The organism is Desulfovibrionales bacterium (genome assembly GCA_028715605.1).
In the GTDB taxonomy this organism is placed as follows: domain Bacteria; phylum Desulfobacterota; class QYQD01; order QYQD01; family QYQD01; genus QYQD01.
On the sequence record JAQURM010000006.1, the window covers coordinates 70,712 to 84,206 of the forward strand.

At 45.3% G+C, this 13,495-nt stretch carries 13 protein-coding genes; 2 read left to right on the forward strand and 11 right to left on the reverse strand.

Going from position 1 to position 13,495, the window contains the following annotated elements:
* Window positions 1–21 precede the first annotated feature (21 nt).
* Both PHT49_07900 and rtcA read left to right on the forward strand, forming a co-directional pair.
* The gene (locus PHT49_07900) at window positions 22–1,512 is read left to right on the forward strand and encodes a PilZ domain-containing protein (GenBank protein ID MDD5451798.1); all 1,491 of its coding nucleotides are present in this window, start codon (window positions 22–24) and stop codon (window positions 1,510–1,512) included.
* A 117-nt stretch (window positions 1,513–1,629) separates the two neighbouring features.
* Window positions 1,630–2,718, forward strand: a complete 1,089-nt coding sequence (gene rtcA / locus PHT49_07905) for an RNA 3'-terminal phosphate cyclase (GenBank protein MDD5451799.1) — start codon at window positions 1,630–1,632, stop codon at window positions 2,716–2,718.
* Between the two features lie 140 nt (window positions 2,719–2,858).
* Here the strand turns inward: rtcA and PHT49_07910 are convergent, their stop codons facing one another.
* The 11 genes from PHT49_07910 to PHT49_07960 form a co-directional block, all read right to left on the reverse strand.
* Window positions 2,859–5,129 (reverse strand): tetratricopeptide repeat protein, encoded by a 2,271-nt coding sequence (locus tag PHT49_07910; GenBank protein ID MDD5451800.1) that lies wholly within the window; start codon window positions 5,127–5,129, stop codon window positions 2,859–2,861.
* A 38-nt stretch (window positions 5,130–5,167) separates the two neighbouring features.
* Window positions 5,168–5,908 (reverse strand): 23S rRNA (guanosine(2251)-2'-O)-methyltransferase RlmB, encoded by a 741-nt coding sequence (gene rlmB, locus PHT49_07915; protein MDD5451801.1) that lies wholly within the window; start codon window positions 5,906–5,908, stop codon window positions 5,168–5,170.
* 24 nt (window positions 5,909–5,932) lie between these two features.
* A complete protein-coding gene (gmk, locus tag PHT49_07920; GenBank protein MDD5451802.1) occupies window positions 5,933–6,526 on the reverse strand; it encodes a guanylate kinase in 594 nt (197 codons plus the stop codon).
* Window positions 6,527–6,543: 17 nt separating this feature from the next.
* The gene (locus PHT49_07925) at window positions 6,544–6,816 is read right to left on the reverse strand and encodes a DUF370 domain-containing protein (GenBank protein MDD5451803.1); all 273 of its coding nucleotides are present in this window, start codon (window positions 6,814–6,816) and stop codon (window positions 6,544–6,546) included.
* Window positions 6,817–6,889: 73 nt separating this feature from the next.
* The gene (locus PHT49_07930) at window positions 6,890–7,771 is read right to left on the reverse strand and encodes a YicC family protein (GenBank protein ID MDD5451804.1); all 882 of its coding nucleotides are present in this window, start codon (window positions 7,769–7,771) and stop codon (window positions 6,890–6,892) included.
* A gap of 103 nt (window positions 7,772–7,874) precedes the next feature.
* Complete coding sequence (locus tag PHT49_07935; protein ID MDD5451805.1) at window positions 7,875–8,396, reverse strand: DUF4416 family protein; 522 nt, start codon at window positions 8,394–8,396, stop codon at window positions 7,875–7,877.
* A gap of 173 nt (window positions 8,397–8,569) precedes the next feature.
* A complete protein-coding gene (gene rfaE1 / locus PHT49_07940; protein ID MDD5451806.1) occupies window positions 8,570–9,559 on the reverse strand; it encodes a D-glycero-beta-D-manno-heptose-7-phosphate kinase in 990 nt (329 codons plus the stop codon).
* Between the two features lie 86 nt (window positions 9,560–9,645).
* Window positions 9,646–10,806 (reverse strand): glycosyltransferase, encoded by a 1,161-nt coding sequence (locus PHT49_07945; GenBank protein MDD5451807.1) that lies wholly within the window; start codon window positions 10,804–10,806, stop codon window positions 9,646–9,648.
* A complete protein-coding gene (locus tag PHT49_07950; GenBank protein MDD5451808.1) occupies window positions 10,784–11,737 on the reverse strand; it encodes a hypothetical protein in 954 nt (317 codons plus the stop codon). Before PHT49_07950 ends, PHT49_07945 begins: the two co-directional genes overlap by 23 nt.
* Window positions 11,738–11,757: 20 nt before the next feature.
* On the reverse strand, window positions 11,758–12,582 hold the full coding sequence (locus tag PHT49_07955; GenBank protein ID MDD5451809.1) for a class I SAM-dependent methyltransferase: 825 nt from the start codon (window positions 12,580–12,582) through the stop codon (window positions 11,758–11,760).
* A gap of 7 nt (window positions 12,583–12,589) precedes the next feature.
* Window positions 12,590–13,489, reverse strand: coding sequence for a glycosyltransferase family 2 protein (locus PHT49_07960; protein MDD5451810.1), 900 nt, complete (start codon window positions 13,487–13,489; stop codon window positions 12,590–12,592).
* Between the last annotated feature and the right edge of the window lie 6 nt (window positions 13,490–13,495).

Genomic DNA, 13,495 nt, shown 5'->3' on the forward strand with positions numbered 1-13,495 from the left:
CTTAAAGAAAGTGGTGTTAATATGCACTTAGATGGTGAAAGAAGAAGACATTTTCGTATCCCGTTACGGCTTCCCGTCCGTCACCGTGTTGCCGGCAGAGATTTTGAAGACAGTATTGCCTTAGATATTCATCAAAACGGGGCGTTTATTTTATCGGAAGAACTACCGGACGTTGGAACCGCCATAAATCTGAATTTTACCATTCCGGAAACGGACCAGTTAGTCAGAGTCAAAGGCGACGTACGCTGGGTCATTGATCGTCAACCCAATCATGAATCCGGTATGGGCGTTAAATTTGAAAAACCTGTCTCCTTTGTAATGCCCATAGAATTGGTCTCACAATATATGGATAATAACCTGGCGGCATTTGTTGATTATGCCCGGCATCCATTTTACCCTGAGATTCAACAACTCAAAAATCTGAATAACCACGTCATTAACTCGGTAAATAATGGGGTTATTATATTAGACGAGGAATTTGTAATCAGAAATTACAATCCAAAGCAATGTGCTGCATTCATACCGGAAAAGCAAAAAGTAATCGGCCGACCCATCTGGGAGGTGAATAAGCTATTTAATTTACGGTATCAGGAAAAGACATTTAAAGACATATTGCAGGAAGTCTTGGGTGGTAAGAGCTATAGAATTAAAAATGTTGCTTATGAACCACCTCTAAAAGAATCAAATAATCACTATCTAGACTTAGAACTAAGGCCTGTTATTGAGACTAGTGGAGCTGTTTCAGGTATAATAATCGTAATCCAGGACGTTTCAAAGGAAAGGCAATGGTCCTTACGGGAAAAAGAGCTTGAATCAGTCCTTATTGAACAATCCAGACATTCTTCCGTCGGGTTAATAATAAAAGGGTTATTGAATAATATGGTTAATCCCCTTTCTTCCATACAAGGCCGACTTGAACTGTTAAATCTCGAGATGCAGGCCGGTAAAAATAACTTGGCAGATTCTTCTCATAGCGCCCAGGGGATAGATAAACTTGATAAGTATATAGAAGGTCTGAGGATGATCGGTCATAATGTACAAATCCTCTCTGATCTATGTCGTAATTTCATGGCCAGGATAAAGAAAGAGCAGGACACGATGCCCCGGCTTCTTAATCTGAACGATATTATTATGAACGAGATTATGTTCCTGGAAGCAAACCAGAAATTCAGGTATGAAATTAACAAAAAGTTGGCCCTGGCAAAAGACCTTCCCTTTATATGGGGGGCTTATATCGATTTTTCACAACTTATTTTCAATCTCTTAGACTATTGCATCAAGGCCATGAACCTTTCTGATAAAAAGGAGCTTTTTATTTCCACCGGATTTGAAAATAATATGATTTGTCTGGATATAAAACATTCGGGTACGGCCTCAAAACAAGCACCACAAAACGATTTTCTGCTATGTCTTCTTAATCTTTTAAGAAAAAAATACAATTTTGACCTATCCGTCCAGGAACAATATAGCAACACCATATTTTCTCTACGTATCCCGGTTTCTGAAGATTAAAAGGCAGTCCCAGGAGTCATTAGTCCCAAGTCGATAGTCAGCAGTCAGAAGAAGAGTGATGGGGCATGGCTCATAGCTCAGGTTCATAGCTGAAAGCTGATCGCTGAGACATGACCTATGATCGAAATCGATGGCTCCTATGGAGAGGGAGGCGGGCAGATATTACGGACCGCTCTAAGTCTATCCTGTCTCCTCCAGAAGCCCTTCCGCATCTATAACATCCGCGCTAACAGAAAAAATCCCGGTCTGCGCCCGCAGCATCTGGCCGGTGTAAGGGCAGCAAGGGAGATCAGCCAGGCAGCAGTTGACGGCGCTACCATCGGTTCAACTACCCTTGCCTTTCGGCCTGTTACACTAAAAGGCGGCAAGTATCTCTTTGATGTGTCCGAAGAAAGAGGAAGCGCCGGATCTGTCTCTCTGGTTTTTCAAACCATATCACTTCCATTAGCTTTTGCAGGCGAGCCTTCCGATGTGACCATAAAAGGCGGCACTCATGTGCCTTGGAGTCCACCCTTTCACTACCTGGCCGGGGTATTTATCCCCACCATAGAGGGAATGGGCATGGTGGTGGATTCCCATCTTGAACGATGGGGTTGGTATCCTATGGGCGAAGGTATTGTCCATTTCTCCATAAAGCCGGTTACCCGGCTGAAGGGTATATCTAAAACCGACAATCTGCAACCGGAAGAGGTGACCGCAATATCAGCAGCTTCTAATCTTCCGGAACACATCGTAACCCGGCAGAAGAGACAATTGTTAAAGAGAATTTTCAAAGATACGCCACAGCGTGCCACTGAGGGGACAACAGTATCCTGTGAAGAGATTGCGGCGCCTTCAATTGGTCAGGGAACTTTTGTGTTCTTAAGGGTTCGGGGAGGCGATTCCTTTGCCGGTTTTTCGGCCTTAGGGGCCAGAGGGAAACGGGCGGAAGAAGTAGCCGATGAGACTGCCGATTTATTCCTCTCCTTTCTGGATAGTCAGGCGGCCGTAGATAGACACCTGGCCGATCAGCTCATTCCCTATATGGCCATGGCAGATGGGAAAAGCAAAATATTTACCGCAGAAATAACCCTGCACCTCATGACCAATATCCGTGTTGTTGAACAGTTTACTCAAGCCAAGTTTCACGTAGAAGGTACGCTTGGCACTACCGGCATCGTAACATGCGTTCCAGAATCCCCAAAAACCCCTATTATAACACGTTAGGTGCTTGAAACCTTCCTACCTACACTCAGAAAAGGCTATTAATCTGGAACTCAGAAAATCAGGAAAAGATAGACCCTCTTTATTTGGGTTTGCACTTCCCTGAGTTCCTGATTTCCAAATTTGATTGAGCTTTGACCTTCTTATTTTGTACTTAGAAGGGCCTTTTCCGCCTCTCTAGCCTCCAGGAAGGCGCGACTTATACTTAGTGCCCGATTTAGTTCTGCTTTGGCCCGGGCCTTATTTCCTTTCTTCAGATAGGCCATGCCTAAGTGATAATGGATGGTAGGATGATTAGGAATCTTCTTAATGGCATCTTCAAACTCTCTTATAGCCCTATCAACAACGTTTTTCTTATAGTAGATCCATCCCAGAGTATCAGCGATGCCCGGGTCTTCAGGGTTCTGCTCTTTGGCCATTTGGGCCAGGGTAAGGGCTTCATCTATGTTTCCGCCATGTTCCGCCAGGTTACAGGCCAGGTTATTTGCCGCCGGTGCAAATTTCGGATTGATTTTTAAGATTTCCCGATATTCTTTCTGGGCAGCGTCATATTTACCCCGGGATTCATATAAGACCCCCAGACTCATGCGGGCGGTTATAGCCTTTGGATTCCTTTTTATAGCCTCCTGAAACTCTGCCATGGCCTTATCTGTGCGTTTTGTGGCTGCATAAAGCCTCCCCAGGGCCATATACGGAGAGACAAAGTCAGGACTGATACTAATCGCCTTCTTGTAGTTTACTTCCGCAAGATCAACCTTCTGATCCGCCAGGTGGAGATTGCCGAGCAGGTTATAGATAAAAGGATTGTTGGGGGAACGTTTAAGTTGTTCTTCCGACCGGGTTATGGCCTTTTTTAGATCTCTCCCCGCCACGTGAATAGAAACCACCTGGTTCAAGGCATCAATAAGATGGGGATTTAACTTTAAGGCGTCTTCAAACTCATTTAACGCCGGATTATTCTGGCCCATCACACGGTAAGCTATACCCAGACGATAATAACCTGCCGGTGACCTGGGAGCTATTTTCTTGGCCTCCTGATATTCCGTTTGCGCCTCCTTGACCTTCTTTTGCCCCATATAACTGTCTCCTAGGAGGAGCCTGGCCTGGAGATTTCCCGGCTGAATCTTGATCGCTTCCTGCAATTCCCTTTGCGCAGCATCAACGGCCCGTTCTCCCAGATATATCTCGGCCAGTAGCAATCTTGCCTTTGTAAGGCCCGGCGACTGCTTAACGACCTCGACTAGGCTGTTTTTGGCCAGTTGCGTTTCACCTTTTCCTATATGGGCTAAGGCCTTATAATAGCGGACGTCCTGAAGACGCGGCTCCTCTTTAAGAATCCCATCAAATTCGGTCAAGGCATTGGTAAAATCTCTCTTCTTGAGATAAATCCGGCCCTTAAGTATCCGGGCCGGGATGTTCTTTTCGTTTTCGTCAAGGATGTCTTCTAGTTTTTTTTCGGCCTCTTTTATCTTTCCGAAATCATAATAGAGCGTGGCTATGGCATTTTTGATATTCAGATTGTCCGGTTTTGCCTCTGAAGCCTTCTTGAAACCGGCAAGGGCCGGTTCAAATTTATTCTGTAAGGCATAATATTGTCCCAGGACCATAAAAGGTTTCGGGTCCTTGGGATCGATCTGGGCGGCCTTTTTAAAGGTACCCTCAGCCTCTGCCGGCCTGCGTGTTGCCATATAGAAATTGCCTAGTATAATGTAATAGTCTGCCTTCTTGGGATTTAAGGAGATAATTTTTTTCAATTCGGCTTCTGCCTGGTCAATCCGTCCGGTATGGGCATAAAAATCAGCCAGTGTGAGCCGGGGGCCAGGCGCTTTTTCATCTGCCGCCATTGCCTTTTTAAGGTATTCCTCCGCGAGATCTAATTTCTTCTGCCTTGCATAAATCCTGGCCAGTAATATGTAGGCCGGGGACTGTTTAGGATCGAGAGCAATAATTTTATTCAGGGTGGCAATAGTTTCGTCAGGTTTACCTTCTGCCAATAGAATGTTGCCTGACAGATAGAGGGCGTCAATATTGTCAGGCTCCTTTTTTAGGACTAAGGCGGCCTTTTCCTTTGCCTCCGGCAGTTTTCGGCCTAACATGTATAAATTCCCAAGTTTAATCTGGGCATCGTAAAGCTCAGGATTAAGTTCCACCGTTCGGTTTAGTTCTCCAAACGCACCCCTTAGATTCCCCTTTTTGAGTTGAGCAAGGCCTAATTGATAGTGCCCATCCACATATTTGGGATCGATCTGGAGGGCGTTCTTAAATTCAATAATAGCCTCATCCAGCTTATTTTCCTTAACCAACTCCATGCCCTTTTTATAATGTTTGGCCTTTTTTTCCTCGGGAGTGCTGCAAGCGACACAAATCAGCATCATTACTGCAACCAGGGAAAACCAAAACTTCTTTGTTCTCATTCAAGTCTCCTTGTCATTGAGCCTTCAGCTTTCAGCTATCAGCCATGAGCTGTTCGTTGCCGCACTATCTCAAAGAGAATCACGGCTCCGGCCACCGCGGCATTAAGGGAAGAGACCTTCCCTGACATGGGGATAGAGACCATTAGATCACAATGCCTTCTGACCAAAGGACGCATGCCTTTTGCCTCGCTGCCGATAACTAAGGCCACATTAGTTTTAAGATCCGTCTCATAAATCGTCTTATCGGCCCCGGCATCTGTGCCGATAACCCAATATCCGGCCTCTTTTAATCTTTCAAGCGCCCTCACAATATTTGTAACCCTGGCCACAGGCACATAAGTGAGCGCGCCGGCGGCCACCTTTTCTACTGTCCCGGTGACCTGTGCAGACCGGTCCTTAGGAATTACAATGCCTTGAACCCCGGCAGCGTGTCCGCTTCTTATTAATGAGCCAAGGTTCTGGGGATCAACTATCCCGTCCAACACCATTATCAGCCCGTATGTCGCAGGAGCGGCATAACTTAATATATCTTCTAAGGTTTTGTAACTAATTTCTTGAATATATGCGACTATACCCTGATGATGGCTATGGCCGACAATGTGTTCCAGTACCTCTTCCTTCTCAAACTGTACGCTAACTGACAGCGAACGGGCCAGTTCTATGATGGCCTGCCTGGCCTTTCCCTGACCGCCGTACTTAACCAGGATCTTTTGGACTAATTCCGGATTGTTTTTGAGCTTTTCTTGGACCGGGTGTATTCCCCATATCAGATCAGGCATCATCTACCCGCTATTCGCTAAACGCTATACGCTGATTGACAACCAGTTGAGTGAAGGAACGACGCGGGAGCGGCGGCAACGTTCGGCCTGGACTATAGCTGTAAAATTACGAACTGCCTCGTCCAGGTCATCATTTATGATAACGTAATCATATTCCCGAACAGCCCTTACCTCGCTGCGGGCATTGGCCATACGCAGTTTTAAGGCCTCTTCGTCATCACTCTGTCTTTTCCTGAGCCGTTCCTCCAAAACCTCCCAGGAGGGGGGCAAGATAAATATGAGTATGGCCTCAGATAGTTGATCCCGCACCTGTCTTGCGCCCTGGACATCTATGTCCAGCAGGATGTCTTTCCCTGATCCCAGGCAGTCATTTATCTGTCTTTTAGCCGTGCCATAGTAGTTGTTATGTACAAGGGCCCACTCCAGAAAATCTTTGCGTTCCCTCATGCGAAGAAATTCATCTTCGGAGACAAAGAAATAATCAACCCCGTCCTTTTCGCCGTAACGCGGCGGACGTGTGGTATGTGAGATAGAATAGGCCAGATCCGGTATAGACTCCAGGACCCGATGGCATACCGTGGTCTTTCCGGCCCCGGAAGGCGCAGAAATTACGAACAAACTACCTTTTCCCGGCACTATTTTTCTTTCACCTCTTCTTCCTTGTAAATATCACTCGTAAAACGCTGGGCAATAGTCTCGGCCTGGATTGCGGAGAGGATAATATGGTTGCTGTCCGTAACGATAATAGAACGCGTCCTCCTACCCTGGGTAGCATCAATCAGCAGCTTACTTCCTTTGGCCTCTTCCTTTAATCTCTTCATCGGCGCTGAACTTGGGTTGACAATAGCAATTATCCTGTCCATCACCACGGAATTGCCAAAACCTATGTTGAGCAATCTTGAATCCATAGTCTTACTCACTTTTTAATGACTCCCTTACATAAAATTAGCTATCAGCAAGCTAAAAGCTGATGGCTGATAGCTACTCTACATTTTGCACCTGTTCCCGCATCTTTTCCAGTTCACACTTGATATCCACAACCTTGTGGGAAATAAACGTATCTCCTCCGGCCTTTGAACCTATGGTATTGGCCTCACGGTGCATTTCCTGGATAAGGAAATCAAGTTTTCTGCCTATAGCTCCATCGGTATCCGTTAATCCCCTGAATTGATCGAAATGACTTCTTATGCGGACCAGCTCCTCGGTAACGTCAGAACGGTCCGCCATAATGGCTACCTCCTGGGCAAGACGCATTGGGTCAGCCTCTATATCCTCTAAAAGTGTCTTAATTCTCTCCTGCAGCTTATCCCTGTACAACTTTATTACCTCAGGGACGCGATTCTGTATATCATTAACCAAAGAAGAAAGGAGGTCAAGTCGTTTTATAAGATCGGCATAAAGCGCCCTACCCTCCTCTATCCTCATTTGTTCCATAGAACTCATGCCTTCGACAAGGATTGGTTCCATAATCTTCCAATCTTTTTCCAGGTCTATCTCTTCCTCTTTTATCAAAATAAGATCCTTAAGGGAAGCCATAAGGGAGAGTTCTATCTCCCCCTTAAGGTCGAATTGTTCCTTCAGGCGGCCTAGAATCTTGTGATAGGCAGCAGCCAATCCCATGTCCAACTCGAGGTTTTGTATCCTTGTTGCGTCGCCATTAACCTGGAGCATAATTTCTATTCTGCCCCGGGAAAATTGTGAGGCTATCTTTTTCTTGATTCGTTCTTCTAGGGGTGTATATTTTTTGGGGAGCCGTAAACTGATATCTAAATATCTATGGTTTACCGACTTCATTTCGATAGTCAGTAGTCCACACGGTAGTTCACCATTGGCCCGACCAAAGGCCGTCATACTTTTAAGCACTGTTTACTCCTTGCTATCAGCTTTCAGCGTTCAGCAGTCAGCTTTATTTGACTCCCAGACTTTGACTTTTGTTTTCTGATAGCTGACCGCTGATTGCTGAGAGCTATTTTAACTGAAAAAGATATTTTCGCCGGATCTGTTCCATGATCGTCCTCACCTTCTGACTGGCATAATCCGGATATGTCCAGGGCAGGGTCTGAAACCCGCCCTTACTGTAGATGAGGGTGAGATCAGCATAAATCCCCTTGCCCAGGTAAATACGATGGGTATAGTTCTTACCCGTGGCCAGAATCAACCTTTCGGCCACTATGTACCCCGGATCAATATTTACCTGTCGCCTGCCTTCCAAGGCCCCTTCCATCTCCGCGGCATTGGTCTCATGTTTAAGGTCTGGCAGGAGATAAGGGTCTATCAGCTTTTCAACGGCGGCAAACCGCCGCACAAGAGGAGCGCCCAGCTCTGTGTTATAATAATCCGTCTGATCAAAAGGCAAAACTTCGCTTATGAAGTCCACATCGCCCCATCGGTCGGCCAAGGCCTTTATAGTCTCATTAATCAGGGCTTCGTCCTTAGCTATAATGCTCACCAAAAGTTTGGCTGGAGGGGAAGGTTTTGGCTTGCTCATATTATCTTATTTCACCGCAACGGACGCAAAGTTTTTATCTTTTTATCTCAGCGTTTCCAGCGGCAAATATCGTGAATGTCATTAGTCAATAGTCATTTGTCGCTGGTAAAAGAGATCAGTCTTTCAGGCTCAACCAATGACCGATGACTAATGACCAGTGACATCGTCTATAATTACAGGTTAGTAATGGCATTTATCAATTCCACCGCCCGTACAGTAGCCGTGCCAATTTTCCCTACCACGATGCCGGCGGCAAAATTAGCCAGGGTGGCTGCCTCGCGCGGGGTAAGGCCGGCAGCAAGTCCCATGGTCATAGTAGCAATCACCGTGTCCCCGGCCCCCGTGACATCATAAACCTCTTTGGCCACCGTGGGGATGAAATACATCCCCTGCCCTTTCTCGATAAGCGCCATGCCGGCCTCTCCACGGGTAACAAGGGCGGCCTTGCATTGGACCAGCTTCTTTAGTTTTTCCCCGGCCCGGGTTAGTGATTCGTCTGAATCAATCCTGATACCCGTTATGCTTTCCGCCTCAAGCTGGTTTGGGGTAAAAATAGTCACACCCTTGAAGAGGCGCACATCCCGCACCTTGGGATCCACGGCCCAGATAACCTTATTTTTGGACAGAAGGGCCCTTAAGCCATCCATCAACTTTGGACAGATCACTCCCTTGGCGTAGTCTGAAATTATAACGGCAGAGATATCGGCAAGGTTGTCGCGGACACAGTATAAGATTTTCTTGATACTCTCTTTTGATATTTTTTCCCGGTTCTCCCGGTCAAAACGCACTACCTGCTGTCCATGGGCTACGATACGTGTCTTGACCGTAGTCGGCCTCAATTCCTCGACCACGATGCCCTCAGTAGTACAGCCGAGTTTCCGTAATTCCCTGACCACGCGGCGTCCCATCTCATCCCTGCCCACGACCGCACAAAGAGATGCCTTTGCGCTGAGCGAGCAGATATTGTGCACTACGTTTCCCGCCCCTCCCAGCATCCGGGACTCATCCCTTACATCAACCACCGGTATCGGGGCCTCAGGAGAGATGCGGGATACCTTGCCCCATATAAATTCGTCCATCATGACATCGCCGATAACCATGATTTTTACGGCGTGAAAACGGTTAACAGCTTCCTTCAATTTTTCTTTATCAAGGCCTGTCATATCTCTAACCTAACTTTGAACGTTATATTAAGTCTTGACGGGTAACATACCATATATCCACACCGGGAAGCAATATATGTGCATGTTCAAATCAGCCCCATTAACCTAAATATCCGCTCGAACCTCATCTCCCAGGTATGTTCGCGGTGGGCGCGCCGATACCCGCTCTTTCTTATGGCCTCGGCCTTTTCAGGATTGGAAAGAAGGTCTTGAATTTTTGAAACAAGATCTTCAAGGCCGGTATATGTCACAATATCCGTGCCCAGATCATAGAATTGTTCCAGTTCCCGATTATACTCAGTCAGATATAATCCACCGCTCATGGGAATCTCAAAATCTCTGCCCTTGAGGCAGTAGGTATCCTTGTGCCCCACTACTCCGCCAAACCCGAGGTTTATCTTGCTTCTTGAATACATACGCACCATGTCTTCCGTGGATAGCGGGCCATTCGGCCAACCATAGCCGTAAGGTTCAACCTTGATGCCTTGCTCTTTAAGCCTCTCAATGACTGCTGGACGGTTTCCATAACATTGCCCTACGAAGGACACATCAATGGTTTTATCTACGTCACATGGCCTGTGAATCTCAGGGTTAGCGCCTTCCGGCAGATAAACTGGAAGAGCCCCTTCCACACAATACTTTTTCAGCGCATCCTCGGTGCTTGTCCAGCAAAGGTCGAAATAACGGCAAATGTCCCGGGAACCCATGGCCTGATCCTGTCTGATTTTTCCCACAAAATGTTCCTTGTCATTCAGGGCGAGATTAAGCATGGGAACGCCAAAGGCCCTTAGTGCCTGCATGGTCTCCGGTGTTACCAGTTCCCCGGAAAGATAAGTAAAAATCACATCGATATTATCTTCTTTGACCCACCGTCCTATGCGATTGACGAGATCCTCGTTCATAGCTGCTTTTACCGATTTGTGCCAGTCCTTTTGTTGATGGTTGAACTCATCAAACCAGTCATAATGTCGAACAGTGCCGAACTTTGCAAGGGCAGGCTTCAGGGATTCGTTCTCCCAGTTATAATGATGATAAATGGCAAGGATGTGCAGTTCACCCCTTCGTTTTGCTTTTAAACGGGGAATTTTCTGTTTTATGGTATGCCGGATAGCCCGATCATCAGGTATGGTGAGATGGCGTGATGCAAATATCGAATTATAATGGTCGAGTTCCCGTTCCAACCTCCTTTTGTTTTTCCAGGCCCTGAATTGCTTTCTATATTTCTTAAACGGATCGTTCACGATCATCTGAACTCCCGGGTTTTCTTATGGTATAAAGCCTCGGTCCCCTTGACTTATCTTCTCGACTATTCATCATATTCAAGACATGCCCGGCATCAATGGCTGGTATGGCAAACCGTTGAGCGACATCAACACATACTAAAAGGGCGCCAACACCTGCCCCAACAAGACATATATTAGTATCTGATGGTATCCGCCTTAAAATATTTTTCTTCATCTCAGGCCACCGTGTTGCGACATAGGAATCAGGAAGTTCTGTAAAGACAATTTCCGGACAGCTGGAAAATCGCTCAAACCATTGGATGCACGAGTCCATATTGCATTCCGAACTCAGGATACATACTTTTTTACGATTAACAAGACGGGCAAAATCCTCGGATGTTAGATAGGCATAAACTACATAAAACGGCAGATAATTGTCACCAGTCAGTTCAATGTGGTTCTGGTAGAGAAAATTCACGAATGTTGAGGCTGAACTACCTTGTTTGGAATTACGTAAGAAGGAGAGAAATCCTTTTGTTTCTTGATGCATATTCTCCGGGAAAATTAAAGGGGCAAACTTTCCCAATCCAGCAAGCGTTTTCAGCGCCTCGAGATGTGAAGGCATTGCCTTTTTGATAGCCCAAACAGACTCTGCCTGTTGATAAAGGCCGTTACAACCCAGTGTATAATTGTAAAAGGCATACTCACCATCGGCAAAGCGTACAACAGGGACCCCCTTCTTGTGCAACACGCCCTGCTCAATCAGCTTGTGTAACATATCCAAATAATGATCACCATATGATACGTTCTGATGAAAGAGGCATGTTTCTTGGTCTAATGCCTCGTGCCCGAATACTTTAAATACCGTTGTGTTATCGATATCCTTTAACACGAGTCTGTCGAATCGGAATATTTGACTTGCTATCATGCGGTCCAACTGACAAATCTTCTTCATAAAACTCTTCCTAAAATCATTCACTCCTTTCGTGCGACCACGGCATAACTATTACCGGAAAACCCTTTTGCAATTAATCGGGCAAAGAGACTTATACCCGGAATCTGCTCCAGCTTGTTTTTGATATACTCCGAATGATAATTCTTTGTACGGATGGTTCTAAAACCATGCTTTAATAATATGCCTTTTAACGTTTTCGGGGTAAAATGATAAAGATGGTAAGGAATAGACCAACCTGTCCACTCAGCCCAGGTCTTTTTTGCATCTGTTCCTTCATAATTGGGGACATCGACTATCATAAGCCCACCTGGTTTTAACCACACCCAGGCTTTTTTCAAGTAATCCTCTGGGCTATGGGTATGCTCCAAAAAATGCCACATTGTAATCATATCGACTGATTGGTCTTCAAAGTCGATTTTTCCAATAGATCCTATCCGTACTGGTATTTTAAGTTCATCCATTATGTAGGAAGCTGCATAATCAGAAATATCTACCCCCTCTACGTCATATCCATACATACGGGAGGCATGCAAAAAATATCCCATGCCGCATCCGATATCGACAAGTCGGCCATTCTTTTTTAATGAACGAAAAAACTTGATCCGATGGTCCTCCTGGGAGATACGGCGTCTCATTTCGAGAGAGTTAACTTGTAAGCCCTTGTCATAATGGCTTTGGAAATAACTTTCTTTATAAAGCTGGTTTAATTCTGTTGGATCTGGGCGAGGATCAAGAAAACCTAGTCCGCAATTATCACATTTGAAGGCAGTCCAATCTCCCTTTTGAATCAGAACAGATCGATTTGGACTGTTGCATAGGATGCAGTTTGAAGGGGCTGATTCCATAATTTTCCTACCTTGGTAATTGATGTACAAGGTTCTTTATTGTATGATAAATCACTCGATATTTGATCAGTTTTTCCTTTGCCCTTGCCTTGTCTTTCATAAAAGGAATCGTTAGATTCAGCGTTGCTATCCTCCAGTAGGCTTTTACTAAATGTGCTCTACGGATTTTCTCGATTGTTTCAGGAAGATAATGCTTTTTATAAAAGACATATTCTGCAAGAATTTTTTTTCTCCATTTATCTGATGATGTAACGTTTCGTTCACTCTGTCCTCCCAGATGAACAACAACGGCGGAATCACAATAACCAATCTCATATCCTAACTTTCGAATTCTTAGACACATATCCTGATCTTCGCCATAGAGAAAGAAGTCTTCATCAAACCCACTGATTTTTTTTATTATTTCTGCACGTGCTATCATGCTTGCACCCAAAACACAGGCGATAGAACCTGTTAGTCCGGATAGCTCATTAGTGGTGTATTTCTCTCCCGGATATCTGTAAGATATGGATTCTTGTAACGTCCCGTCTGGATTGATGACTTTCGTACCGGCAAGGCCGATATGAGGATTACCATCCATGAATAAAATCAGCTTCTTCAAGCACTCTGGATGCGCAATCTTTGTATCTGGATTAAGGAAAAAGATGTAGCGTCCCTGGCACCGTTCCAGTGCTTGGTTATTAGCTGCAGCAAATCCCTTATTTTCGCTGTTTGTAATGAAATGAACTGATGGATAATTATCTTTGATGAAAATAGCACTTCCATCAGTTGAAGCATTATCAACAACAAATATTTCTTTGCTGCAACCATCGATCGCCTTAATTGAGTCAAGGCAGGCTCCGACAAGGTCAACTGTGTTATAAGAGACAATGATGATAGATATTTCTACTTTTTTATAACCAGCCATCCCATG

Coding starts and splice junctions, on each gene's coding strand:
- PHT49_07925 (MDD5451803.1), bottom strand. CDS start 6,816: ATGGATTCAAGATTGCTCAACATAGGTTTTGGCAATTCCGTGGTGATG.
- PHT49_07950 (MDD5451808.1), bottom strand. CDS start 11,737: ATGAAGAAGATTTGTCAGTTGGACCGCATGATAGCAAGTCAAATATTC.
- PHT49_07910 (MDD5451800.1), bottom strand. CDS start 5,129: ATGAGAACAAAGAAGTTTTGGTTTTCCCTGGTTGCAGTAATGATGCTG.
- rfaE1 (MDD5451806.1), bottom strand. CDS start 9,559: ATGACAGGCCTTGATAAAGAAAAATTGAAGGAAGCTGTTAACCGTTTT.
- PHT49_07935 (MDD5451805.1), bottom strand. CDS start 8,396: ATGAGCAAGCCAAAACCTTCCCCTCCAGCCAAACTTTTGGTGAGCATT.
- PHT49_07955 (MDD5451809.1), bottom strand. CDS start 12,582: ATGGAATCAGCCCCTTCAAACTGCATCCTATGCAACAGTCCAAATCGA.
- rlmB (MDD5451801.1), bottom strand. CDS start 5,908: ATGCCTGATCTGATATGGGGAATACACCCGGTCCAAGAAAAGCTCAAA.
- rtcA (MDD5451799.1), top strand. CDS start 1,630: ATGATCGAAATCGATGGCTCCTATGGAGAGGGAGGCGGGCAGATATTA.
- PHT49_07900 (MDD5451798.1), top strand. CDS start 22: ATGCACTTAGATGGTGAAAGAAGAAGACATTTTCGTATCCCGTTACGG.
- PHT49_07945 (MDD5451807.1), bottom strand. CDS start 10,806: ATGATCGTGAACGATCCGTTTAAGAAATATAGAAAGCAATTCAGGGCC.
- PHT49_07960 (MDD5451810.1), bottom strand. CDS start 13,489: ATGGCTGGTTATAAAAAAGTAGAAATATCTATCATCATTGTCTCTTAT.